At 63.4% G+C, this 21,826-nt stretch carries 23 protein-coding genes; 12 read left to right on the top strand and 11 right to left on the bottom strand.

The features are described 5' to 3' along the window. Positions 1 to 10 precede the first annotated feature (10 nt). Positions 11 to 679, bottom strand: a complete 669-nt coding sequence (locus tag IEY62_RS01685; protein WP_189013384.1) for a ferritin-like fold-containing protein — start codon at positions 677 to 679, stop codon at positions 11 to 13. A 41-nt stretch (positions 680 to 720) separates the two neighbouring features. Between IEY62_RS01685 and IEY62_RS01690 the strand changes: the two genes are divergently transcribed. From IEY62_RS01690 to IEY62_RS01700, 3 genes are all read left to right on the top strand, one after another. Further along, positions 721 to 2,205: an RNB domain-containing ribonuclease gene (locus tag IEY62_RS01690; RefSeq protein WP_189013385.1), complete on the top strand. Its 1,485-nt coding sequence runs from the start codon at positions 721 to 723 to the stop codon at positions 2,203 to 2,205. A 276-nt stretch (positions 2,206 to 2,481) separates the two neighbouring features. Continuing rightward, positions 2,482 to 4,176 (top strand): DEAD/DEAH box helicase, encoded by a 1,695-nt coding sequence (locus IEY62_RS01695; protein WP_189013387.1) that lies wholly within the window; start codon positions 2,482 to 2,484, stop codon positions 4,174 to 4,176. Positions 4,177 to 4,184: 8 nt separating this feature from the next. Then, entirely contained in the window at positions 4,185 to 5,090 is a 906-nt protein-coding gene (locus IEY62_RS01700; RefSeq protein WP_189013389.1) for a DNA-methyltransferase, read from the top strand. Positions 5,091 to 5,098: 8 nt separating this feature from the next. On the opposite strand, the gene IEY62_RS01705 is transcribed toward IEY62_RS01700, so the two are convergent. Together IEY62_RS01705 and IEY62_RS01710 are read right to left on the bottom strand one after the other, a co-directional pair. After that, entirely contained in the window at positions 5,099 to 5,707 is a 609-nt protein-coding gene (locus tag IEY62_RS01705) for a MarC family protein (RefSeq protein ID WP_189013391.1), read from the bottom strand. A gap of 13 nt (positions 5,708 to 5,720) precedes the next feature. Further along, positions 5,721 to 6,566: a PHP domain-containing protein gene (locus IEY62_RS01710; RefSeq protein ID WP_189013393.1), complete on the bottom strand. Its 846-nt coding sequence runs from the start codon at positions 6,564 to 6,566 to the stop codon at positions 5,721 to 5,723. Between the two features lie 80 nt (positions 6,567 to 6,646). Between IEY62_RS01710 and IEY62_RS01715 the strand changes: the two genes are divergently transcribed. Further along, complete coding sequence (locus IEY62_RS01715) at positions 6,647 to 8,230, top strand: aminopeptidase P family protein (protein WP_189013395.1); 1,584 nt, start codon at positions 6,647 to 6,649, stop codon at positions 8,228 to 8,230. Between the two features lie 108 nt (positions 8,231 to 8,338). Here IEY62_RS01715 and IEY62_RS01720 read toward each other — a convergent pair whose 3' ends face one another. Then, positions 8,339 to 9,226, bottom strand: a complete 888-nt coding sequence (locus tag IEY62_RS01720; protein ID WP_189013397.1) for a general stress protein — start codon at positions 9,224 to 9,226, stop codon at positions 8,339 to 8,341. 76 nt (positions 9,227 to 9,302) lie between these two features. Here IEY62_RS01720 and IEY62_RS01725 point away from each other — a divergent pair, with 76 nt between their 5' ends. Genes IEY62_RS01725 through IEY62_RS01735 form a run of 3 tightly spaced genes read left to right on the top strand, consistent with a single transcriptional unit; the run spans position 9,303 to position 12,431 of the window. Continuing rightward, a complete protein-coding gene (locus IEY62_RS01725) occupies positions 9,303 to 10,586 on the top strand; it encodes a magnesium transporter MgtE N-terminal domain-containing protein (protein ID WP_189013406.1) in 1,284 nt (427 codons plus the stop codon). Further along, positions 10,567 to 11,298: a DUF1003 domain-containing protein gene (locus IEY62_RS01730; protein WP_189013408.1), complete on the top strand. Its 732-nt coding sequence runs from the start codon at positions 10,567 to 10,569 to the stop codon at positions 11,296 to 11,298. The genes IEY62_RS01725 and IEY62_RS01730 overlap by 20 nt, the downstream gene beginning before the upstream one ends. A 5-nt stretch (positions 11,299 to 11,303) precedes the next feature. Then, positions 11,304 to 12,431, top strand: a complete 1,128-nt coding sequence (locus IEY62_RS01735) for an Mrp/NBP35 family ATP-binding protein (protein ID WP_189013410.1) — start codon at positions 11,304 to 11,306, stop codon at positions 12,429 to 12,431. 60 nt (positions 12,432 to 12,491) lie between these two features. Here IEY62_RS01735 and IEY62_RS01740 read toward each other — a convergent pair whose 3' ends face one another. The 3 genes from IEY62_RS01740 to sigE all read right to left on the bottom strand — a co-directional run bounded on the left by IEY62_RS01740 (position 12,492) and on the right by sigE (position 14,461). Next, a complete protein-coding gene (locus IEY62_RS01740) occupies positions 12,492 to 12,884 on the bottom strand; it encodes a Sec-independent protein translocase family protein (protein ID WP_189013412.1) in 393 nt (130 codons plus the stop codon). A 31-nt stretch (positions 12,885 to 12,915) separates the two neighbouring features. Further along, entirely contained in the window at positions 12,916 to 13,722 is an 807-nt protein-coding gene (locus IEY62_RS01745) for a hypothetical protein (protein ID WP_229784994.1), read from the bottom strand. Between the two features lie 115 nt (positions 13,723 to 13,837). Then, on the bottom strand, positions 13,838 to 14,461 hold the full coding sequence (gene sigE, locus IEY62_RS01750) for an RNA polymerase sigma factor SigE (protein WP_018776537.1): 624 nt from the start codon (positions 14,459 to 14,461) through the stop codon (positions 13,838 to 13,840). 235 nt (positions 14,462 to 14,696) lie between these two features. Between sigE and IEY62_RS01755 the strand changes: the two genes are divergently transcribed. Next, positions 14,697 to 15,329, top strand: coding sequence for an O-methyltransferase (locus IEY62_RS01755; RefSeq protein WP_189013416.1), 633 nt, complete (start codon positions 14,697 to 14,699; stop codon positions 15,327 to 15,329). A gap of 92 nt (positions 15,330 to 15,421) precedes the next feature. On the opposite strand, the gene IEY62_RS01760 is transcribed toward IEY62_RS01755, so the two are convergent. The 4 genes from IEY62_RS01760 to IEY62_RS01775 form a co-directional block, all read right to left on the bottom strand. Continuing rightward, complete coding sequence (locus IEY62_RS01760) at positions 15,422 to 15,589, bottom strand: DUF3117 domain-containing protein (protein WP_064721643.1); 168 nt, start codon at positions 15,587 to 15,589, stop codon at positions 15,422 to 15,424. A 228-nt stretch (positions 15,590 to 15,817) separates the two neighbouring features. Next, entirely contained in the window at positions 15,818 to 16,993 is a 1,176-nt protein-coding gene (locus IEY62_RS01765; protein WP_189014368.1) for a hypothetical protein, read from the bottom strand. Positions 16,994 to 17,112: 119 nt separating this feature from the next. After that, a complete protein-coding gene (locus IEY62_RS01770) occupies positions 17,113 to 17,454 on the bottom strand; it encodes a DivIVA domain-containing protein (protein ID WP_189013418.1) in 342 nt (113 codons plus the stop codon). Positions 17,455 to 17,472: 18 nt separating this feature from the next. After that, complete coding sequence (locus tag IEY62_RS01775) at positions 17,473 to 18,309, bottom strand: LOG family protein (RefSeq protein ID WP_189013420.1); 837 nt, start codon at positions 18,307 to 18,309, stop codon at positions 17,473 to 17,475. Positions 18,310 to 18,472: 163 nt separating this feature from the next. Here IEY62_RS01775 and IEY62_RS01780 point away from each other — a divergent pair, with 163 nt between their 5' ends. The 4 genes from IEY62_RS01780 to IEY62_RS01795 all read left to right on the top strand — a co-directional run bounded on the left by IEY62_RS01780 (position 18,473) and on the right by IEY62_RS01795 (position 21,791). Continuing rightward, entirely contained in the window at positions 18,473 to 19,228 is a 756-nt protein-coding gene (locus IEY62_RS01780) for an amino acid ABC transporter ATP-binding protein (RefSeq protein ID WP_189013422.1), read from the top strand. Positions 19,229 to 19,282: 54 nt separating this feature from the next. Continuing rightward, positions 19,283 to 20,158: a glutamate ABC transporter substrate-binding protein gene (locus IEY62_RS01785; RefSeq protein ID WP_189013424.1), complete on the top strand. Its 876-nt coding sequence runs from the start codon at positions 19,283 to 19,285 to the stop codon at positions 20,156 to 20,158. Between the two features lie 92 nt (positions 20,159 to 20,250). Continuing rightward, complete coding sequence (locus tag IEY62_RS01790; RefSeq protein WP_189013426.1) at positions 20,251 to 20,901, top strand: amino acid ABC transporter permease; 651 nt, start codon at positions 20,251 to 20,253, stop codon at positions 20,899 to 20,901. Next, on the top strand, positions 20,898 to 21,791 hold the full coding sequence (locus tag IEY62_RS01795; RefSeq protein ID WP_189013428.1) for an amino acid ABC transporter permease: 894 nt from the start codon (positions 20,898 to 20,900) through the stop codon (positions 21,789 to 21,791). Before IEY62_RS01790 ends, IEY62_RS01795 begins: the two co-directional genes overlap by 4 nt. The last annotated feature ends 35 nt before the right edge of the window (positions 21,792 to 21,826 follow it).

Below are 21,826 nucleotides of genomic sequence, written 5' to 3' on the forward strand. Positions count from 1 at the left end.
GCTCCCGGGGTCAGGCCGCCAGGCCCAGGCCCGCCATCCTGTGGGCGTGCTTTTCTGCGAGTTCCCCGGTCAGGCGCCGCACCTTGGCACGGGCATCTCCGCCGCCTCTGAGCAGGGGCCCCAGAAGGGGGTGTTCCAGGCCGGTACGCTGCGCCTGTGTGAGAGCTTCCCCCACCAGCCGCCGGCCCCATAGCGCCAACCGCGATGCCAGCCTGGGGTCATCCGACAAGGCCCGTCTCAACAGCACACGCAGGACCTCCGTGGCCTGGTCCGGGGAGGCCACTTGCTCAACAAGGCGCTGGGTACCGGGATCGAGGAACCCCGCTATGGTGCGGTAGAAGTCCGACGACACGGTATCGATGACGTAGGCCTTCATGACGGATTCGAACCAATCCCCCGGCCGGGTGCGTTCATGGAAGTGGTCGAAGGCGCGTTGGAAGGGCAGCATGGCTTCTTCCGGGTCCGTTCCCATCTCGGAGAGCCTGCCGTTGAGCAGCGCGAAGTTTCCGTAGGCGCCCACAGCAATTTTCGCCAGCACAGCCCTGTCATGGAGGGTGGGCGCGTAGCGGGAATCTGTGGAAAGGCGTCCAAAAGCCGACAACTCTCCGTACGCCATGGCTCCCAGGAGCTGTGACGCGAGTTGCCCGGCGGAAGCTGGTGCGTCCGGGGAAGTGCCCATGATCCAAGACTATCCGCCGGTTTCGGGCTACCCTGATTTTCGTGTCACATCATCGGATAGCACCCAACGTCGACGACTCATCCGACCAGCTCGCAGCGGCTTTCGCGGCCCTGCGGACGGAACTGGAGCTGCCCGGCGAGTATCCGGTTGATGCCGTCCGGGAGGCCCGGGACGCCGTCGAATCCCTCCGCCTGCCCGGCCACGACCTCAAGCACATCCCTTTCCTGACCATTGACCCTGCCACCTCCACGGACCTGGACCAGGCGTTGTTCATTGACCGCGACGGTCAGGGGTACAAGGTTCTGTACGCCATTGCGGACGTACCGTCCTTCGTAGCCCCGGGCGGAGCACTGGATGCCGAAACCCGGCACCGCGGCCAGACGTTCTATGCGCCGGACGGGCGCATCCCGCTGCACCCGGAGATCATCAGCGAAAACGCCGGAAGCCTGCTTGCCGATCAGGACTGCGGAGCGTTCGTCTGGGATTTCGACCTCGATGGCAACGCGGAAGTGGTTAGTGTTTCCATCGGCCGTGCCACTGTGCGCAGCCGCGCCAAGCTCAGTTACAAAGGTGCCCAACAGCAGATCGACGACGGCTCGGCACCGCCCGTTCTGCAGCTCCTCAAAGAGGTGGGTCTGAAACGGGTCGAACTTGAGAGGCTGCGTGGAGGAGCCAGCCTCAACATGCCCGAGCAGGAGATCGTCCAGGCGACCGACGGCGGCGGGTACAGGATCGTTGCAGCGCCGTCACTGCCCGTGGAGGACTGGAACGCACAGATCTCCCTCATGACCGGGATGGCCGCGGCCCAGCTGATGCTTGACGGAAAAGTCGGCATCCTGCGGACCATGCCCGCCCCCGACGACAGGTCCCTCCAGCACTTCAAGCGGCAAACCGCGGCCCTGGGCAAGCCGTGGGACGGCCAGGTCACCTACGGCGAGTACCTGCGTACCCTGGACGCCTCTGATCCGAAGCAGCTCGCCATCCTGCACTCCGCCGGGATGCTGTTCAGGGGCGCCGGATACACCCCTTTCGATGGCGAAGTGCCGGACACCGTGATCCAGGCAGCCATCGGCGCCCCGTATGCCCACACCACCGCTCCCCTGCGTCGACTCATCGACAGGTTCGTCCTGGTGATCTGCGATGCCCTCTGCAATGGCAAGGAAATTCCCGGTTGGGTCAGGGAGGCCCTTCCATCGTTGCCCGACATCATGGGAGCCTCCGACCAGTTGGCGGGGCGGCTCGAGCGTGCTGCCCTCGATACCGTGGAAGCGGCACTTGTGGCCAACCATGTGGGGCAGGACTTCGATGCCGTGGTGATTTCCGGATCCAAGCCCGCCAACGGAAACGGCAATGGAAACGGCAAAAGCAACGGAAACGGCGGCGGCCCATCCGGGGTCGTCCAGATCTCAGAACCTGCCGTCACCGCGCGGTGCGACGGCGAACTTGAGTCCGGCACCCAGGTCAGGGTGCGCCTTGTCAGGGCAGATATAGCCAGCCGTGAGATCCGGTTTGAGCTTCTGAACTGACGCGCATCACCCGACGATCCGGGCTTTATGGCTCCCAGAGGATAGACTGGGCGTGTAGTAATGGATGCCCGGTCGTTGATTCAGTTAATTTTTGAACTCAACAAGCCCGCCCCTACGCGATCTTGAGATGTACCAACTGGTCACCAGTGCCAGTACTTAGATAGCCCGCGATCGGCTTCCACTGGACTTGCTTGCGCGCCCGTTCTGCTCCGGTACGGCTCCGCCGCCCCCGTTGAGCATGCAGCGCCAATGCCCAAATGAATAAGGAAACTCCCTGTGAGTGAATTGCACACCCATGAAGTCCTGACGGACTCCACCGGAACTGAAACCATCGAACCCGAGGAAACGATCATCTCGGATGAGACGCCCCACGAGATCGAGGAAAAGTCGTTTGCGGACTTCAACGTCCGCGCCGACATCGTCGAGTCCTTGGCCGACGCCGGTATCACGCACCCCTTCCCCATCCAGGCGATGACCCTTCCGGTCGCGCTGAGCGGCCATGACATCATCGGCCAGGCAAAGACCGGCACCGGCAAGACGCTGGGCTTCGGAATCCCCGCCCTGCAGCGCGTTGTCGGCAGGGATGACGCGGGCTACGGGAAACTCGCTGTCCCGGGCGCGCCCCAGGCCCTGGTGATCGTCCCTACGCGTGAACTCGCCGTGCAGGTTGCCAACGACCTCCAGGCAGCCTCGCGCAAGCGGAACGCCCGTATCGCCACCATTTACGGTGGACGCGCCTACGAGCCGCAGGTCGATGCGCTGCAGAAGGGCGTCGAAATCGTCGTGGGTACGCCCGGGCGTCTGATCGACCTCTACAAGCAGAAGCACCTGAGCCTCAAGAACGTCAAGATGGTCATCCTTGATGAGGCCGACGAAATGCTGGATCTTGGCTTCCTTCCGGACGTCGAAACCCTGATCGCCGGCACCCCCGCGGTCCGCCAGACGCTGCTCTTCTCCGCCACCATGCCTGGCCCGGTTATTGCCATGGCACGCCGGTACATGACGCAGCCTACCCACATCCGGGCAGCCGACCCGAACGATGAGGGGCTGACCAAGCGCGACATCCGCCAGCTCATCTACCGTGCCCACGCCATGGACAAGACCGAGGTAGTGGCACGCATCCTGCAGGCACGCGGCCGTGGCAGGACCATCATTTTCACCAAGACCAAGCGCACAGCAGCGAAGGTTGCCGAGGAACTGGTTGACCGCGGCTTCGCCGCCGCCGCCATCCACGGCGACCTCGGCCAGGGCGCCCGCGAACAGGCTCTGCGTGCCTTCCGCAACAACAAGGTGGATGTCCTGGTGGCTACCGACGTAGCGGCCCGCGGCATCGACGTCGACGACGTCACGCACGTGATCAACTACCAGTGCGTCGAAGACGAAAAGATCTACCTGCACCGCGTTGGCCGCACCGGCCGCGCCGGCAACAAGGGCACCGCCGTCACGTTCGTCGACTGGGACGACATGCCGCGCTGGGGCCTGATCAACAAGGCCCTGGGACTCAGTGTTCCGGAGCCCGTTGAGACCTACTCGTCCTCACCGCACCTCTATACGGACCTCGACATCCCCGAGGGCACCAAGGGCCGTCTGCCCCGCAATAAGCGCGTCCTCGCCGGCGTGGACGCCGAGGTCCTTGAGGACCTGGGCGAGACCGGCAAGAAGAACGCACGTTCGGGCGGTTCCGGGCGCGACGGCGGACGTGACGGAAAGCGCGACGGCGGCCGCGGCCGCTCCGGCAAGTCCGGTAACTCAAGCGAATCCCGGGGCGAGGGCGGAAACAACCGCACCCGTCGTCGTCGTACTTCTGACGGCGACGCAGCTCCGACCACCGGTGCCTCAGAATCCCGCACTGCCACTGCGGACAACGCGGAGAAGCCCGCACGCACGCGCCGTACCCGCACGCGTCGCCGCAACGGTGAAGTGGTTTCAGGCGAGACGGCTGCTGCACAGCCAGGCAACGCCGAGGCCTAAAACCGTCGATGACTGAATCTGTTTGGGCGCCGGACGGCGGCAACATGGTGGTGCACGCGGACAACGCGGAATTCCTCCCAACGCTGCCGGACGGCGCCTTCACACTCATTTACGTGGACCCGCCCTTCAACACGGGCCGGGTCCAGCGGCGGCAGGAAACCCGCATGGTCCGCAACGCCGACGGCGACGGCGACCGGGTGGGCTTCAAGGGCCGTTCCTATGACACGATCAAGGGCGCCCTCCACAGCTATGACGACGCCTTCAGCGATTACTGGTCCTTCCTGGAACCCAAACTCGTGGAGGCCTGGCGGCTCCTGGCCGACGACGGCACCTTGTACCTGCACCTGGACTACCGGGAAGTGCACTACGCCAAGGTGATGCTCGACGCCATCTTCGGCAGGGAATGCTTCCTCAACGAAATCATCTGGGCCTACGATTACGGCGCCCGCGCCAAGAACCGTTGGCCCACCAAGCACGACAACATCCTGGTGTACGTGAAGAACCCCGCGAAGTACCACTTCGACAACGCCGAAGTGGACCGGGAACCGTACATGGCGCCGGGTCTGGTGACGCCGGCCAAACGCGAACGCGGCAAGTTGCCCACGGACGTCTGGTGGCACACCATCGTCTCCCCCACCGGACGCGAAAAGACCGGCTACCCCACCCAAAAGCCCGAAGGACTGGTGCGCAGGATCGTCTCAGCCTCGAGCCGTGAAGGCGACTGGTGCCTTGATTTCTTCGCAGGTTCCGGGACTCTCGGCGCCGTAGCAGCCAAGCTGGGGCGCAGCTTTGTGTGCGTCGACCAGAATGAACAGGCCATCGAGGTCATGCGGAAACGACTGGGCAGCAAAGCCGGATTCCACGAGTTGATGCCAAGCAGCCTCCAGGCCCCGTTATTGCCTGGCCGTCCTTGACCGCACGTTCAGGCCACACCCTTGACGAAGGCCGTCACGGAGTCGGCGATCATCTGCACGGCGATGGCTGAAAGCAGCAGGCCGGCGATCCTGGTCACCAGCTCAACACCGTTCTCACCCAGCACCCGCTGAACCACGCCTGCGAACCGCATTGCCAGATACAACGAGGCCAGCACCACCGTGATGCCCAGCCCCACAGCGAGGTAGTCCGACAACTCGCTGGACTGTTGGACGAAGACCATCACGGCGACAATCGCGCCCGGGCCGGCCATGAGCGGCGTTCCCAACGGCACGAAAGCCACGTTCTTGTACTTGGCGGCGTTCTCTTCCCCGCTGGTTGAACCCGTCAGCAACTGCAAGGCGATGAGCACCAGGAGCAAGCCTCCTGCACCTTGCAGGGCCGCCAGCGAGATGTGCATGTAGTTCAGGATGGACTGGCCGAAGATGGCGAACAGCACGATCACGCCTGTTGCCACCAGGAGTGCCTGGAACGCTGAACGGTTTCGGTCCTTCGCGGAAAGCTGGGCCGTCAACGACATGAAGATCGGCACGGTTCCCGGCGGATCCATGATCACGAACAGGGTGACGATCACGGACGCAAGCAATTGCAGGTCCATCAGCGGGCCCCCTTCACCGAACCACCGTGCTGCCCGTTGCCAACTCCTCGATCCGCGCCAAAACCTCCGGCGATGTCAGGTTCTCGCCCAACAGGTTCGGCTTGCCTGCCCCGTGGTAGTCGGAGGATCCCGTCATCAGCAGCCCATGCTCTGCCGCAAGCCCACGCAGGAAGGCGCGTCCTTCCTGAGGGTTGTCCCGGTGCTCCACTTCCAGGCCCAGCAGTCCGGCGTCAATCATGTCCCGGTAGGTGCGCTCCCCCACGATGCGCCCCCTCGATGAGGCCACCGGATGCGCGAAGACGGGAACGCCGCCAGCGGCCCGGACAAGCCCGACGGCGAATGCCGGGTTGGGTGCGTAATGCTGCACGAAGTAACGCGAGTGCGAAGTAAGGATGGAGGTGAAGGCTTCGGTACGGTCCGCCACGACCCCAGCTGCCACCAAGGCATCGGCGATGTGGGGACGCCCTACCGTGGCGCCGGGTGCCACGTGGTGGATGACGTCGTCCCACGTCAGCGGGTAATCCTCGGACAGTAAGGTCACCATGTGCTCGGCCCGGGTGAGGCGGGCATCCTTGGACTTCGTAATTTCCTCCAGCAGTCCCTCATGCGCAGGATCGTGAAGGTAGCTGAGGAGATGGACGCTGATCCCTTCCTCCGTGCGGCAGGAAATCTCCATGCCGGGGACGAACGCAATGCCATGCTCCTGCGCAGCCGCCGCCGCAGATTCCCACCCGTCCGTCGAATCGTGGTCGGTCAGGGCAACGGCGTCCAGCCCGGCGGCCACGGCGGAAACGATCACGCCGTCGGGTGTTTCGGTTCCGTCGGAAACGTTGGAGTGCGCATGCAGGTCTATCCTCACTTCCCCAGCCTATGGGATGCAGGCGCGCTTGGAGTGTTGCGCCGTTGGCCTCCTCACGGAACTGGTGGGACGATGTAACAGTGAACGATGCCGAAAACACCCAAAACATGGACTCCACAAATTCCCAGCCGCTGCAGGAGCGCGTCAACAACCGCTCACAGAGGCCCACGTCCGATGCCTTCAAGGCATTCATGGCCAGCAACTGGGCGCCCGCCCCGCAGGTGACCCCTGCACGTGACGCCGTTGCAGACCACGCCGCACACCGCCGTCGCAGCATCTCCGAACTGTTCAAAGGCGAACGGCTTGTCATCCCGGCCGGACCGCTGAAGGTCCGCTCGAACGACTGCGACTACCGCTTCCGCCCCCACTCCGGTTTCGCGCACCTGACCGGCCTGGGCGTGGACCACGAGCCCGACGCCGTCCTCATCCTTGAGCCGGCAGCCGAAGGAAAGGGCGACGACGGCGGTCACCACACTGCCACGCTCTACTTCCGTCCGCTGGCCGGCCGCGACACCGAACAGTTCTACGCCGACTCCCGTGCCGGTGAGTTCTGGATCGGTGCCCGCCCGACGCTCGCCGAATTCGAAGCACGCCTTGGCCTGCCCACAGCGCACATCGCCGAACTTGAAATGGCCATCACCAAGAACGTGGGCGCCCCGGAGATCGGCGGGATCTCCATCCGCCTTGTCCGCAAGGTGGACGAGAACATCGATGCCCTGGTGGATACCGCCCGCTACAACACCGCCAAGGATCCCGAAACCCTGGACCTGGGTGAACTGGACGCCCTTGATGAGAAGCTCAGCGAAGCTCTCTCCGAGCTGCGCCTCATCAAGGATGAATGGGAAATCGAGCAGATGAAGATCGCGGTGGCAGCCACCGTTGAGGGCTTCGCCGACGTCGTCCGCGCACTTCCCCGCGCCCTGACGCACAAGCGCGGCGAGCGCGTTGTTGAAGGTGCCTTCTTCGCCCGTGCCCGCGAAGAAGGCAACGAACTCGGCTACGACACCATTGCAGCGTCCGGTAACAACGCCACCGTGCTGCACTGGACCCGCAACTCGGGAACCGTCAACGCCGGCGAGCTGCTTCTCCTGGATGCAGGGGTGGAGGCAGATTCCCTCTACACCGCGGACGTCACCCGTACGATGCCGGCCACCGGTACCTTCACCGATGTCCAGCGCAAGGTCTACGAAGCAGTGCTCGACGCCGCCGACGCCGGCTTCGCAGCCGCGCAGCCTGGCGTGAAGTTCCGCGACATCCACACCGCGGCCACCACCGTCCTGGCTGAGCGCCTGGCCGAATGGGGCCTGCTGCCTGTATCCGTCGACGAAGCGATCAGCCAGGAGGGCCAGCAGCACCGCCGCTGGATGCCGCACGGCACCAGCCACCACCTGGGCCTGGATGTTCACGACTGTGCCCAGGCAAAGCGGGAGCTTTACCTGGATGGCGTCCTCACTGAGGGAATGGTCTTCACCATCGAACCGGGCCTGTACTTCAAGGAAGAGGACCTTGCCATCCCGGAGGAATACCGCGGGATTGGTGTCAGGATTGAAGACGATATCCTCATGACTGCCGACGGCCCCGTCAACCTCAGCGCCGCCCTGCCGCGCAAGGCTGACGACGTCGAGGCCTGGATGGCGGGCATCTACCAGGACGCACAGGGCTAAAGCCCTTTCACTCCGGAACAAACAGGGAAGGCCACCGGTGATCCGGTGGCCTTCCCTGTTGTTTGGTGCCTGTTGTTTTAGTGCCCTGTTTAGTGCCCTGTTTAGCGGCTACTCCTTGGACGAGCCGTCAGGGCCTGCCTGCTGCGGCGCGTCCCTGGGAGCATTGTTCTGGCTCTCGGTGTTCTGGCCCTCGGTGTGCTGGCCCTCGGTGACCCTGACTCCGTACTGGGGACGGCCGTCGGGGAGGTCCGGGTAACGGACGGCCGCCGGCTTCGGGTTCTGCGATGCCTGGGCGGGGGCGCCTTCCGGGTTTCCGGGCTGAGCGGGGTATCCCGGCTGACCTGGGTTTCCGGGCTGACCTGGGTTTCCGGGCTGACCTGCGGCCGGACCGCGCTGGCCGTAGGGGTCGTTCCACGTGGAGGGGCGCTCCGGGGCTTGCCCCGGCTGCTGGAACGGAGGATTGTGCTGGGTGTAGTTGCTGGTCTGGGCCGTGGCGGCCTGTGACGGGTTCATTGGCAGCTGCTGGAGCAAGCGGCGTGCCTCGTGGGATGCCTCCTGGGCCACGATGACGTCGTAGTTCGTGGCCACCACCTGGCTGGTGGAGGTGAAGTCGCGCTTGCCGCGCTGCATGGCATAGGTGACGATGCCGAAGAGCATGAAGAAGGCCGCGCCCATCAACACAGAGGTAATGATGGAGAACGGACCGCCGGCAGGGGTGAAGAAGGAGAGCATGACCCCGACAAACAGGCCGAACCACATGCCGCTCAGCGCACCGGACAATGCCACCCTCGGGTAGCTCAGTCGACCGGTCACCCGCTCCACCATTTTGAGGTCGTTGCCCACGATCGACACCAGTTGAACCGGGAACTGCTGGTCCGCGAGGTAGTCCACCGCCTTCTGGGCATCCAAATAAGAGGTATATGAACCCACGGTGTCGCCTTGGGGGACGCTGCGGGATTCCTCAATGGCTTTGGGGGCACCAAAAATGTTAGACATAGCCCCATTGTGTCCCATGGACATGTGAAGCGGCTGGAATTCAGCTAAAAGAGAGCAGACTCGGTAGCCTGTAAACATGAGCACACATCCTTCTCGCGTCTTCGTGGCGCGCCTTCTGGGCTTGGACGTCTTCGACCCCCTGGGCGATCGTCTGGGCCGGTTGCGGGACGTCGTGGTGCTCTCCCGCGGGACCCGCGGCGCGCCCCACGTCGTCGGCATCGTCGTCGAGGTGCCTGGCAAGAAACGCGTCTTCGTCCCCATGACGCGCATTACCTCCATCGACCAGACCCAAATCATCTGCACGGGGTTGGTCAACCTGCGTCGCTTCGAGCAGCGCGGCGCCGAAACGCTGGTGGTGGCCGAGATGTTCGACCGCCGGGTCACGCTGGCCGACGGCAGTGGCGACGCCACCATTGAAGACATCGCCATGGACCAGCACCGGTCAAAGGACTGGTTCGTGAGCAAGCTGTTCGTACGCCGCGGTCACTCACTCTCCCCCTTGAGCAGGCTCCGGCGGAACGAAACCCTGATCATCGATTGGGCCGACGCCCAGACCGGTGGCCACAACGAACCCCAGGCAGCCACCCAGTTCGTTGCCACGCACGAAGACCTCAAACCTGCCGACTTCGCCGAGGCCCTGCAGGAAATGAGCGATAAACGGCGCTTTGAAGTCGCCAGTGAACTTCAGGACGAGCGGCTCGCCGATGTCCTCCAGGAGCTCCCGGAAGACGACCAGGTCACCATCCTGTCCGCGCTGGACGTGGAGCGGGCGGCCGACGTCCTGGAAGAGATGGACCCGGACGACGCCGCCGACCTCCTGGCCGAGCTCCCTTCTGCGCAGGCTGAAGAGCTGCTGCAGCTGATGGAACCCCAGGAAGCCGAAGATGTGCGCCGCCTCCTGGAATACGACGAAGACACCGCCGGTGGTTTAATGACCCCCGTTCCGGTGATCCTGCCGCCGGAAGCCACAGTGGCCGAGGCCCTGGCCCATGTCCGCCGGGAAGAACTTTCACCGGCGCTGGCCTCCTCCATTTTCATTGCGCGCCCGCCCCTGGAGACGCCCACGGGACGTTTCCTCGGCGTAGTGCACATACAACAGCTGCTGCGGTTCCCTCCGCCGGAGCCCCTGGGCAACCTCGTGGACAAAAACCTGGAACCCCTTTCGGACCAGGCCCGCATCAGCGAGGTCGCCCGGACCCTGGCCACGTACAACCTGAACTCGCTTCCAGTCGTGGACGACGACGGCCGCCTCGTGGGGGCGGTGACTGTTGATGACGTGCTGGATCACCTGTTACCGGATGATTGGCGCGCCCACGAGGACGACGCCCCGATAAGGAAACTTGGAGGCCGCATTGGCTGACAACAACGCCACCCGTTCCCCCCGTGGCACGGCACGCCCGGGCAGCAGCCTGGATACGCCACTGAGCGGTCGTCAACGGATCCTCCCCAAGTTCTCCCCCAACCCTGACGCCTTCGGCAATGCAACCGAAGGTTTTGCCCGATTCATGGGTACGCCAACGTTCCTGGTGTACATGACCGTGTTTTGTGTTTTCTGGCTCGCCTGGAACTCGTTTGCGCCCACGGAGTGGCAGTTCGACCGCATGGAGCTGGGCTTCACCCTCCTGACTCTCATGTTGTCCCTCCAGGCTTCCTACGCGGCACCGCTGCTCCTGCTGGCCCAGAACCGGCAGGATGACCGCGACCGTGTCTCGCTCCAGCAGGACCGCCAGCGTGCTGAGCGTAACCTCTCTGACACCGAATACCTCACCAGGGAACTGGCTTCACTCCGCATCGCCTTGCGCGAGGTAGCCACCCGTGACTACGTCCGGGCCGAGCTCCGCAGCTTGCTCGAGGACATCATCGACGCGCAGGAAGAACTCCGCGAAAGCGAAGCCTCCGCCGATGGCTCGGAATCGCCTGGAGAGAAGGTCAAGGAGAAACTGAAGGAGAAGCGGGACAAGTCCCGGGGACCCCGCACCCAGCAGATCCCCAAGGTGCGTGCACCCCGGGCCGCCGGACCCCAGCATTCCACCGCCAAGCCATCCCAAGACACTCCTGAAAGCCGGGCCTGAACGTTATGAGCACCGCAACCGCCGAGGCGCTGCATGCTGCCCTGGCAACGGTCATTGATCCCGAACTCCGGCGCCCCATCACGGAACTGGGCATGCTGGAATCGGTCACTTCCGACGATGACGGAATGGTGCACGTCGCCGTCCTGCTGACGATTGCCGGTTGCCCGCTGCGCGAAACCATCACCCAGGACGCGACCAACGCCCTCATGGGGGTGGATGGTGTTACCGGCGTGGACGTGGAACTGAAAGTCATGACTCCTGCCCAGCGCGAAGCCCTCAAGGAACAGCTTCGCGGCCCGGGTGGCCAGCGCGGCATTCCGTTCGCCAAACCGGGGTCATTGACCAAGGTGTACGCCGTGGCCAGCGGAAAAGGCGGCGTGGGCAAGTCCTCCGTCACGGTCAACCTTGCGTGCGCCCTGGCGGCCCAGGGCCTCCGGGTGGGAGTTGTGGACGCGGACGTTCACGGATTCTCCGTACCCGCCCTCATGGGTATCACCCAGAAGCCCACGCAGGTGGATGACATGATCCTGCCGCCAGTGGCCTACGGCGTGAAGGTCATCTCCATTGGCATGTTCGTTGAAGGCAACCAGCCCGTGGCCTGGCGCGGCCCCATGCTGCACCGCGCCTTGGAACAGTTCCTCACCGACGTCTACTTCGGTGACCTCGACGCGCTCTTCCTGGATTTGCCCCCGGGCACGGGCGACATCGCAATCTCCGTGGCGCAGCTGCTGCCGAACGCTGAAATCCTGGTGGTCACCACACCGCAGGCAGCAGCAGCCGACGTCGCTGAACGCGCCGGAACCATCGCTACGCAGACCGGGCAGAAAGTGGCCGGCGTCATAGAGAACATGTCGTTCCTGGAAATGCCCGACGGCGGTCGCATGGAACTGTTTGGAAGCGGCGGAGGCGCCATCCTGGCTGAAAGACTGAGCACAGCCGTGGGCCGCGACGTTCCACTGCTGGGTCAGATCCCGCTGGACATCCGCTTGCGCGAGGGCGGCGATGCGGGAAAGCCGGTGGTCCTGGCAGCGCCCGACACGGCCGCTGCCAAGGCCATGGAAGGGATCGCTTCGGCCTTGGCTTCCCGGCCACGCGGCTTGTCCGGCATGTCGTTGGGAATCGAACCCCGCTAGGACCCGCCAGCTGCACGCGCGGGCGTGTGGGGCTACACGGGAATCGTGAAGGCTGTTGACTCAGGTTGCTTCGGTGTCGAAAGGCGCGGCTTCGCCCTCTGCGAGCCTCTCGATGACCCGCACTGGAGCCTTGGGCCTGGACTCGTCGGCAACAGCGGTCGCCGCGGCCACCGGTCCTCCGGCACTGACCGGCTTGGTGTCGTCGTCCAGCAGGGCATCCTTGATGATGCGGCGGGGATCGTACTGGCGTGGATCGTACTTCTTCCAGTCGACTTCATCGATGTCGATGCCGACTTCTTCTTTGATCTGCTCGCGCGCGCCGGAAGCCATCCGTCGCACTTCCTTGACCAAATTGGCCAGCTTTTGAGTGTATTCGGGCAAACGGCTGGGACCGATGACGAGTACGCCGATAATCAGAAGGAGTATGAACTCCGGGCCGTTGATTCCAAGCACGCTACGAAGATTACCTTGTCTGTGGTGCCGCTCATAAACCAGCGGGGCGAAGAAGGGTCTGAAGTCCCCGGAGCAGCCTGGGGTACCAGGCCTCGGATCCCCCGGTGTGAGGAGCCCGCGCCAGGGAATCACCGGCCCGGACTATTTCCGGGACGGCGTCATCGGCGCTCTCTGCCGGGAGATCGGAGGCATAACTGATCACCGCTGCCTGCGTGGAGTAGACGGCCTTCCACGGTGTTCCCTGGGTGACCGAGAGCTGCGCCGTCGTCGACTGTCCGGAGTGATCCGGCTCCGCGGGCCGGTGTTCCTCCACGATGGTGGCGAAATGACCGTTGTGCTCAAGCCTGAGTTCAACAGCCGGATGTCCATTGAGCATGGTGGCTTGGGCGGACACGACGCTGAAGCCCATTCCGGCCAGCTCAGGACATGCCCAGCCCTCATCCCTGAGGGCATCCAGCTGGTCCGGGCTCAGGGTGACCGTGCTCCCGGTCCGAAAAGCCGGCGCTACGGCGGAATCCATGGGCCCGCCCGTCCAAGCCCCGGCGAGGACTCCGGCGTCGTTGTTTTCCACAAAGGCCTGCGGCACCTCATCCCCCGCCACGGTGAAGGCCGAGACAGCCAGGGCCGCGGCCGAAACCGTCAGGGTGCCTGCGGCGATGGCCGTGATCCTCAGACTCCGGCGGATTCCATTCCGTGAAGGTGGTGCATCGGAGGGCGGTGCCGGGCGGTTTGCGAGCCGTTCAGTGTGCTGGATCAACCTGGCTGCGAGGTCATGGCTGGCCTCAGGCACAGCAGCACCCCGGAGGCGTTCAATATACTGCTGCTCCTGGCGCTGCATGGCACGGCACTTTACACATTCCTGCACATGCTCCGGGCTCCGGGAATGACGCAGCGCAGCAAACTTCCGCCGGTACGAAGCTCCCGGGCGATGAGGACGTCGGGGCATCGACAACCTAGAGGATACTTGCGATGCGGGGCATCTTCAGGCGCGGCTTGCGGGCCTCGGCCGGACGGGGGTCGCGGTGGGCCAGTTTCTCCCGCAGCATGGTGCGGCCGCGGTGGATACGGGACCGGACGGTGCCGAGCTTCACGCCCAGGGCTTCGGCGACTTCGTCATAGGAAAGACCTTCAAGATCGCACAGCACGACGGCGGCGCGGAAGTCGGGTGGGAGTTCCTCCAGGGCCCGCTGGACATCGAGGTCGAGGTTGTTGTGTTCGAAGCTCTGCTCGGGGCCCGGTTCACGTCCGGGAAGTCGTGATTCCGCGTCCTCGGCAAGCGCGTCAAAGCGGATCCTGCTCTTGCGGCGGGCCTGGTCCAGGAACAGGTTGGTTGTGATGCGGTGCAGCCAACCGTCGAGTGTTCCGGGTTTGAAGTTTTCGAGCGAGCGGAAGACCCGCACAAAGACCTCCTGGGTGAGATCCTCGGCGTCGAACTTGTTGCCGGTCAGGCGGTAGGCGAGGCGATAAACTTTGGCGGAGTGGTTGGAAACCACTTCCTCCCAGCTGGGCATGACCCAGTCAGTGGCTGCCTCAAGGCCCTCTGATGTCAGGACTGGCGCAGCATTGGATGCCGGCATCGTCCACTCCCCTCAAACTGTGGTTCACCGATTATTCGGTGCCGCCCACCTCTTGGATGACCGGAGCAATATCATCCCAAGTTTGTCTGGGAATTTCCTGACTGGACGCAGATTTTCCCGCAAGGCTGAAAACATAGCCGGACACAGCCCCGGGGCGCCCGGCAACGGCGGTCCAGCGGGGGCAGACACAGTAGTCTGGTACAAACACCCCTACCCGCGGAAAGCGAATCCCTTCATGAGTGCCGACAAGTCAAGCAGCTGGTCCTACGCAGAAGATCTGCCAGCTGAGGATGACGTGATGTTGCGCGCCCGTGAGCGTTCCTTCGAGTTGGGCGTAACTCCCATCAGCCCCGGCGTGGGCGCCGTCCTGACAGTGCTCGCTGCAGCTTCCAAGGCCCAGACAGTGGTGGAGGTTGGCTCCGGAGCCGGGGTATCAGGCGTCTGCTTGCTGCGTGGGCTGAGCCCCCAGGCCGTGCTGACCACCATCGACGTTGACGTCGAACATCTCAAGGCAGCCAGGGAAGCGTTCCTCGAGTCCGGCAGTCCAGCCAACCGCACCCGCACCATCTCGGGCCGCGCCGCGGATGTCCTGCCAAGGTTGACCGACTCCGCGTATGACCTGGTGTTCATTGACGCCGACAAGCCGAACTTTCCCAAGTATGTGGAGCAGGCAATCCGCCTGCTCAAATCCGGCGGCACGCTCGTCATCAACGATGCCCTGGACAAGGACCGCGTCTCCAACCCGGCGGCGCGGGACGCCACTACCGTAGTGCTGCGCCAGATCGGCAAGGCAATACGCGACGACGAACGGCTGGCTTCAGCAATGCTGCCCACCGGCGATGGTCTTCTGGTGGCCGTTAAGAAGTAGGGGGACGTGGGCGGCCCGACGCGGGCAGCCGGCGGGCTTCGGGGTTAAACAAAAGCAGGGCTCCAGCTCACGCCGGGCCCTGCTTCGCAACTCTATTCGGTCACACCTACGAGGCATTCCTTGAGGTTTTCCGCTTCGGCGGCATTGAGCTCAACCACAAGCCGTCCGCCACCTTCGAGCGGCACACGCATGATGAGGCTGCGTCCCTCTTTGGTAACTTCCATAGGGCCGTCGCCAGTCCGTGGTTTCATAGCCGCCATTAGGAAAATCCCCTCCATTTGTCCCAAGTCACGCCCAACCCGGCCGGGCTGGATCCGCGTCGCAATTGCAGCCGGCGGCACCGCTTGGGAGGCCGCCATGGCCGGGCACTGTTAGGTGCTTTGTCCTTGCTCTTGGTCCATTATCCCGTACTTACCCGCCCGTAGCGAAATCAGCGGCCCATTTGTCCGGGCTTTGTACATATTCGCGTTGGCGGGCAAAGGTCCACGTCAGGGCGGATAGTCGCCTCCTCCGGGAAGCTGGGCCCAGGCCCACAGCCACACCACCCAGACAATTTGGAGGAGGACGAACATCACCACCACCGTCCCCCGGTACGCCTTCGACTTTGACAGCGCAGCCGCCGCAAGGGCCAAGGGGAACAGCGGCAGGAGCATCCGGAAGGTGCTGGTCTGGGGGTGCAGGAAAACCAGCAGGTAACCCATGTAGCAGACGCACCATAGCCGCAATTCCGTCCCCAGCGCCCGCACCGGGGCGGACATCATGACCAGCACGAACGCTCCGGTGAAGACAAAGGGTGCAAGGACCCCAAGCACCGGACCGAACAGCATCCGTCCGGTGTCGAACCACGGTTTGAAGGGCACGAGGTCGTGTCCGCGCCACGCGGTTTCAGTCCGCGTGTAGGCTGCCGGGTCGCCGGTCACCGCCCAGGCTATGGCCGGCCACGCGAGGGCGGCGAGCCCCGTTGCCACCACCAATGCTCCCAAACCGAGCAGGCTGCGGGTGGAGGATACCGCGCCCTCCGATGGGCGCCTGAACCGCTCCCGGAGACGCCACAGCAGCAGCAATCCCAACATGGCGGCAAACGGCACTCCGGTAGGCCTGGACAGGCACATGAGGAGGACCACGGGAATCGCTGACAGATAACGGCGCCTGACCACCAGAAGCAGTGATGCCGCCAGCAGCAGCAGATTCAACGACTCCGCATAAGGCACCTGGAGAATGGGCGACACGGGGAAGGTCGACAGGAAAACGACGCCCCACAGAGCCGTGCGCTTCCCCGCGAATTCACGGAAGAGCTTGAAGATCACCAGGGCAGCAGCCAGTCCCGAAAGCATCGCTATGACCGTCAGGGCCTGCAATGTGCCAAGGCCGGTCATGGCGGCGAGCCCGCGTCCCAGGAACGGGAAAAGAGCGTAGAACGCCCAAGCGTTCTCCTTGACTACCCCGTTGGCATCTACTGGCAGGACCGAAGGATAGCCTTCATCGGCAGCACGCTGGTACCAGCGGGCATCCCAGATTGTGATGAAGTTCCAATAGTCGGGAGCCGGCGGAAACCATGGGTTGGTTCCCTGCTGGAGCGCTGCCGCCATGAAGATGCAGGCACTGACCAGTCGGGCGGCCACGAAGATCAGTGATACCTGCAACCACCAAGGCCATCCGGACATCCTTGACCCGGCATCCATCATTGCCCGGGAGAGCCTCGCTGTGGCCCCTTCGCCGTGCAGGGCGGGCGCCGGAACAGTCACCGTCCCATCCGGCCGGTTCACTGCCGCATCCGGCCGGTTCACTGCCCTGTCCGGCCGGTTTCGCCGTCCCCGGACAGCTCCCGGACCTGCACGCCAAGCCGCTCAATTTCGAGGTCCCTCGCCCGCAGCTGGTCCCGGAGGTCATCGAGAACCTGGTCCACTTGGTCCATCCGGTACCCGCGCAGCCCCAGCGCGAAGCGCAGGGAGTCGACGTCGGACGGCCGCGCCTCTGCCGGTAAAAGCACCGGGGGCAGGCTCGGAACCGGGTCATCGAGACCCGCTCCGATCGTGCGCCCACGGACCATTCCGGCGCCGAGGTACAGCGCCGCACCAACCAGGACAATCGCCAGAAACACCAGGAAAAAGCTCACAGTGTCCATCGTGCCAGAAACACGCCGCTACTCGGGGCGCTGTTCTCCCGTGGGTGTGGGAAGCGGAGCCCCATGAAGCACGCGGTGGACGGCGTCGGCCGGGTCATCGACCAACTGGATCAGGTCGAGGTCTTTTTCGGACACCATGCCCTCTGCCACCAGGGTTTCCCTGATCCACTCGATCATGGGGCCCCAGAACCGAACGCCCAGGAGGACAATCGGGAAGGAGGTCACTTTGCGGGTCTGGACCAGGACCATGGCTTCAAAGAGCTCGTCGAGGGTTCCGAGCCCGCCAGGCAGCACCACAAAGCCCTGCGCATACTTGACGAACATCGTCTTGCGGGCGAAGAAATACCGGAAGTTGATCCCCAGGTCCACCCACTGGTTGAGGCCCTGTTCGAAAGGCAGCTCGATCCCCAAGCCCACGGAGATCCCGTTGCCCTCAACAGCACCTTTGTTCGCGGCCTCCATGGAACCGGGTCCACCGCCTGTGATGACCGCAACCCCGGACTCCGCGAGTTTGCGTCCAACTTCCACAGCCATCTCGTAGTACTCGGTCCCCGGCTTGGTGCGCGCCGAACCGAATACACTCACGGCAGGGCCGAGATCGGCCAGGGCGCCGAAGCCTTCCACGAACTCGCTTTGGATCCGAAGGACGCGCCAGGGATCTGTATGGATGAACTGTCCGGCACCGCTCGTATCCAGCAAATGCTGGTCCGACATTCCCGTATCGGCCTGTTTGCGCCGAAGCTCCAAAGAGCCTTTGTGCTTGGCTGGCGCAATCTCCGAAGGCAGGGGCACGTGGGCGGTCCTGTCGTGGCCATTGGCATCCGGGTTGGGAATTGAGTGCTGGCTGATGCTCATTGCCCAAGGCTAGCGCCTATGGACGCCAGCTCCATCGCAGCGACCCGCTTCTTGTATTGCAGTCTGGTATATGGCTGGGGAGCAGGTTTCTGTTCAGTCACGATCTTCAGGAAGTTGCCGTGACCGTGGTCATATTTGCTTCTTTGTTCGCTAGATTCTTCGTATGACTACTCAAGCGTCCGGCGATGCCCTCGTCTCCCTGAATGGCGTCAATAAGCACTACGGTCAATTGCACGTCCTCAAAAACATCAACCTTCAGGTCAAGAAGGGTGAGGTCGTGGTGGTTATCGGACCTTCCGGTTCCGGTAAGTCCACCCTCTGCCGCGCGATCAACCGTCTGGAAACGATCGACGACGGCGACATCGCCATCGACGGGAAGAAGCTTCCCGAAGAAGGCAAGGACCTTGCGCACCTGCGGGCCGACGTCGGAATGGTGTTCCAGTCCTTCAACCTGTTCGCCCACAAAACGATTCTTGAGAACGTCACCCTGGGGCCGATCAAGGTCAAGAAGGTTGCCAAGGGCACCGCGGACAAGGAAGCCATGGCCCTCCTTGAGCGTGTCGGCGTGGGCCACCAGGCTCCAAAGCTGCCCGCGCAGCTCTCCGGCGGACAGCAACAGCGTGTGGCGATCGCCCGCGCCCTTGCCATGAAGCCCAAGGTGATGTTGTTCGACGAGCCTACGTCCGCGTTGGACCCCGAAATGATCAACGAAGTCCTGGACGTCATGATCCAGCTGGCCAAGGAAGGCATGACCATGATCGTGGTAACCCACGAGATGGGCTTTGCCCGCAAGGCTGCTGATCGTGTGGTGTTCATGGCCGATGGTCAGATCGTAGAGGACGCAACCCCGGAGGAGTTCTTCACCAACCCGAAGAGCGACCGCGCCAAGGACTTTTTGTCCAAGCTACTGACCCACTAGCTCCTTACCGCCCGCACCCCGGCCGTAAGGCGGCCACCCAATGAAAGGAACACCATGAAGTCTCTTATTACCCGGAGGAAGTCACTCCTGGTGGCCGCTTCTGCTGCTCTTGCCCTGACGCTGAGCGCTTGTGGCGGCAGCAGCACCACCACTCCCCCCGTTGCTTCCGCGAGCTTCGAAGCCGGCACCACCATGGCGAAGCTGAGCGAGGCCAAGACGATCAAGATCGGCACCAAGTTCGATCAGCCGCTCTTCGGCCAGAAGGGCCTGGATGGCAAGCCTGTCGGTTTCGACGTGGAAATGGGCAAGGCAATCGCCGCCAAGCTGGGCATCGCCGCCGACAAGATCGAATGGGTGGAGACCGTCTCCCAGAACCGCGAATCCTTCATTGAGCAAGGCCGCGTTGACCTCGTCATTGCCACCTACACCATCAACGATGCCCGTAAGGAAAAGGTCTCCTTCGCTGGACCGTACTACGAAGCAGGCCAGGCGCTGCTGGTGAACAAGGACGACAACTCCATCACCAAGCCCGAGGATGTTGCCGGCAAGAAGGTCTGCTCCGTCACGGGTTCCACCCCGGCCAAAACCATCGCAGAAAAGTACAAGGCTGAGGTAGTCCCTGCGGCCACCTACACCGCTTGCCTTGAGCCGCTGCGCAACAAGCAGGTTGTTGCTGTTACCACCGACAACGTGATCCTCGCCGGTTACGTCGACAAGGAACCGGACGCTTTCAAGCTCGCCTCTGATGAGACCTTCACCAAGGAGCCCTACGGCATCGGCCTGAAGAAGGACGACACCGTCTTCCGCAACTGGATCAACGACCAGCTTGAGGAATTCGCCAAGGACGGCACCTACAAGAAGGCTTGGGAAGCCACGGCAGGCAAGGTCATCAAGACCGCTCCTGAACTTCCTGCGATCAACCGCTACTAGTCGGGACCCGTCAACTGCCGCCGCCCACCTGGACGGCGGCAGTTGCGGAATCCAGGACCCTGTTCCCTGATTAGCTGCAGCCAAAGGAAGCCATGGACGCCGTCATAGCAAGCCTCCCCGAATACTGGGACGGATTTCTCCGTACCCTCTATCTCTCCGTCATTTCAGGAATCATTGCCCTCATTGTCGGCACACTCCTGGCGGCCATGCGGGTTTCCCCCGTGGCTGCACTGCGCGGCTTCAGCATGTTCTATGTTGAGGTTGCACGTAACACCCCTTTGACCATCATCTTCTTCTTCGCAGCCATCGTTCTCCCCCGGCTGGGCGTCAAGTTCGAACAGTTCGAAGTGGCCGCCATCATCGCGCTGAGCAGTTACACAGCGGCCTTCATCGCCGAAGCCGTTCGTTCCGGTGTCAACAGCGTGCCCGTTGGCCAAGCTGAAGCTGCCCGCAGCATCGGCATGACCTTCACCCAGGTCCTGGGCTTCATCGTTCTCCCCCAGGCCGTCCGCACCGTGGTGCCGCCGTTGATCAACATCCTTATCGCCTTGGTGAAGAACTCCTCGGTGGCCGGCGCGTTCTTCGTCCTGGAGCTGTTCGGCTACGGTCGTCAGCTCTCCAATGACTACGGAAACCAGGTCCTCTGGATCCTCCTCGGGGTGGCGTTCTTCTACCTCCTGATCACGGTTCCCCTGGGCCTCCTGGCGCACTTTGTTGAACGAAAGGTGGCGATTGCCCGATGACCTCGGTCCTGTACGACGTCCCCGGGCCCAAGGCCCGCCTCTACTCGCTCATCGGTTCTGCAGCAGGAATCCTGATCATCCTCGGTGTCCTGGCCATTGCCGTTACAACCCTGGCCCAGCAAGGAATCTTCGACGCCGACCGTTGGGAGATCTTCTACGGTCCCATGGCGCCGGATGTTTGGAACCTGATCGGCCAAGGCATCCTCTCCACCTTGGCCGCCGCCGCCGTGGCCGCGATCATCGCATTCCCGCTGGGAATCGCACTCTGCCTGCTGCGCATTTCCCTGATCCCGTGGATCCGCATTCCTACCCAGGTGGTCCTTGAGTTCCTCCGCGGCATGCCCGTGGTCCTCATGATGTTGTTCGTTCTGCTGGTGTTCGCCACCGGGCAGTTCCAGGCAGTTGTCGTAGGCCTGGTTCTTTACAACGCAGCCATCTTCGCCGAGATCCTGCGTGCCGGCATCCAGTCCCTCCCGAAGGGACAGCGCGAGGCCGGCCTTGCCATCGGCCTGCGGAGCTTCCAGTCACGGATGTCCATCGAGTTCCCCCAGGCAGTCCGGCGCATGCTTCCCTCGTTGGTTGCCCAGCTGGTCGTCCTGCTCAAGGACACCTCGCTCGGCTACATCGTTGGCTACGAGGAACTGCTGCGGAAGATCCAGATCATGGCAGACTTCCTTGGCCCGGACTTCCTGTTCCCGGCGTTCTTTGTGGGCGCCGCGATCTACATCCTGATCAACCTCACGGTGTCCCGGATCGCGATCATGATCGAACGGCGCGGATCCAAGAAGGCTGCGGGCGGTGTGGCCGCCCCGAGCCTCCGTACCGGCCTCATGGTCGGTGGGAACGACCCCATCGCCAAGGATTCGGTGGAGGGTCCGGACAAGAAGTAGCCCCGCATCAAGATAAGAAGGTCCGCAGCCAAGCC

Source organism: Paenarthrobacter histidinolovorans, assembly GCF_014647595.1.
GTDB lineage: Bacteria > Actinomycetota > Actinomycetes > Actinomycetales > Micrococcaceae > Arthrobacter > Arthrobacter histidinolovorans.

Bases quoted from the DNA above. Each gene is read 5' to 3' on its own strand.
- IEY62_RS01685 (WP_189013384.1), bottom strand. From the start codon at position 679: ATGGGCACTTCCCCGGACGCACCAGCTTCCGCCGGGCAACTCGCGTCA.
- IEY62_RS01700 (WP_189013389.1), top strand. From the start codon at position 4,185: ATGACTGAATCTGTTTGGGCGCCGGACGGCGGCAACATGGTGGTGCAC.
- IEY62_RS01705 (WP_189013391.1), bottom strand. From the start codon at position 5,707: ATGGACCTGCAATTGCTTGCGTCCGTGATCGTCACCCTGTTCGTGATC.
- IEY62_RS01720 (WP_189013397.1), bottom strand. From the start codon at position 9,226: ATGTCTAACATTTTTGGTGCCCCCAAAGCCATTGAGGAATCCCGCAGC.
- IEY62_RS01725 (WP_189013406.1), top strand. From the start codon at position 9,303: ATGAGCACACATCCTTCTCGCGTCTTCGTGGCGCGCCTTCTGGGCTTG.
- IEY62_RS01735 (WP_189013410.1), top strand. From the start codon at position 11,304: ATGAGCACCGCAACCGCCGAGGCGCTGCATGCTGCCCTGGCAACGGTC.
- IEY62_RS01745 (WP_229784994.1), bottom strand. From the start codon at position 13,722: ATGCAGCGCCAGGAGCAGCAGTATATTGAACGCCTCCGGGGTGCTGCT.
- sigE (WP_018776537.1), bottom strand. From the start codon at position 14,461: ATGCCGGCATCCAATGCTGCGCCAGTCCTGACATCAGAGGGCCTTGAG.
- IEY62_RS01755 (WP_189013416.1), top strand. From the start codon at position 14,697: ATGAGTGCCGACAAGTCAAGCAGCTGGTCCTACGCAGAAGATCTGCCA.
- IEY62_RS01760 (WP_064721643.1), bottom strand. From the start codon at position 15,589: ATGGCGGCTATGAAACCACGGACTGGCGACGGCCCTATGGAAGTTACC.
- IEY62_RS01765 (WP_189014368.1), bottom strand. From the start codon at position 16,993: ATGTCCGGATGGCCTTGGTGGTTGCAGGTATCACTGATCTTCGTGGCC.
- IEY62_RS01770 (WP_189013418.1), bottom strand. From the start codon at position 17,454: ATGGACACTGTGAGCTTTTTCCTGGTGTTTCTGGCGATTGTCCTGGTT.
- IEY62_RS01775 (WP_189013420.1), bottom strand. From the start codon at position 18,309: ATGAGCATCAGCCAGCACTCAATTCCCAACCCGGATGCCAATGGCCAC.
- IEY62_RS01780 (WP_189013422.1), top strand. From the start codon at position 18,473: ATGACTACTCAAGCGTCCGGCGATGCCCTCGTCTCCCTGAATGGCGTC.
- IEY62_RS01785 (WP_189013424.1), top strand. From the start codon at position 19,283: ATGAAGTCTCTTATTACCCGGAGGAAGTCACTCCTGGTGGCCGCTTCT.
- IEY62_RS01790 (WP_189013426.1), top strand. From the start codon at position 20,251: ATGGACGCCGTCATAGCAAGCCTCCCCGAATACTGGGACGGATTTCTC.
- IEY62_RS01795 (WP_189013428.1), top strand. From the start codon at position 20,898: ATGACCTCGGTCCTGTACGACGTCCCCGGGCCCAAGGCCCGCCTCTAC.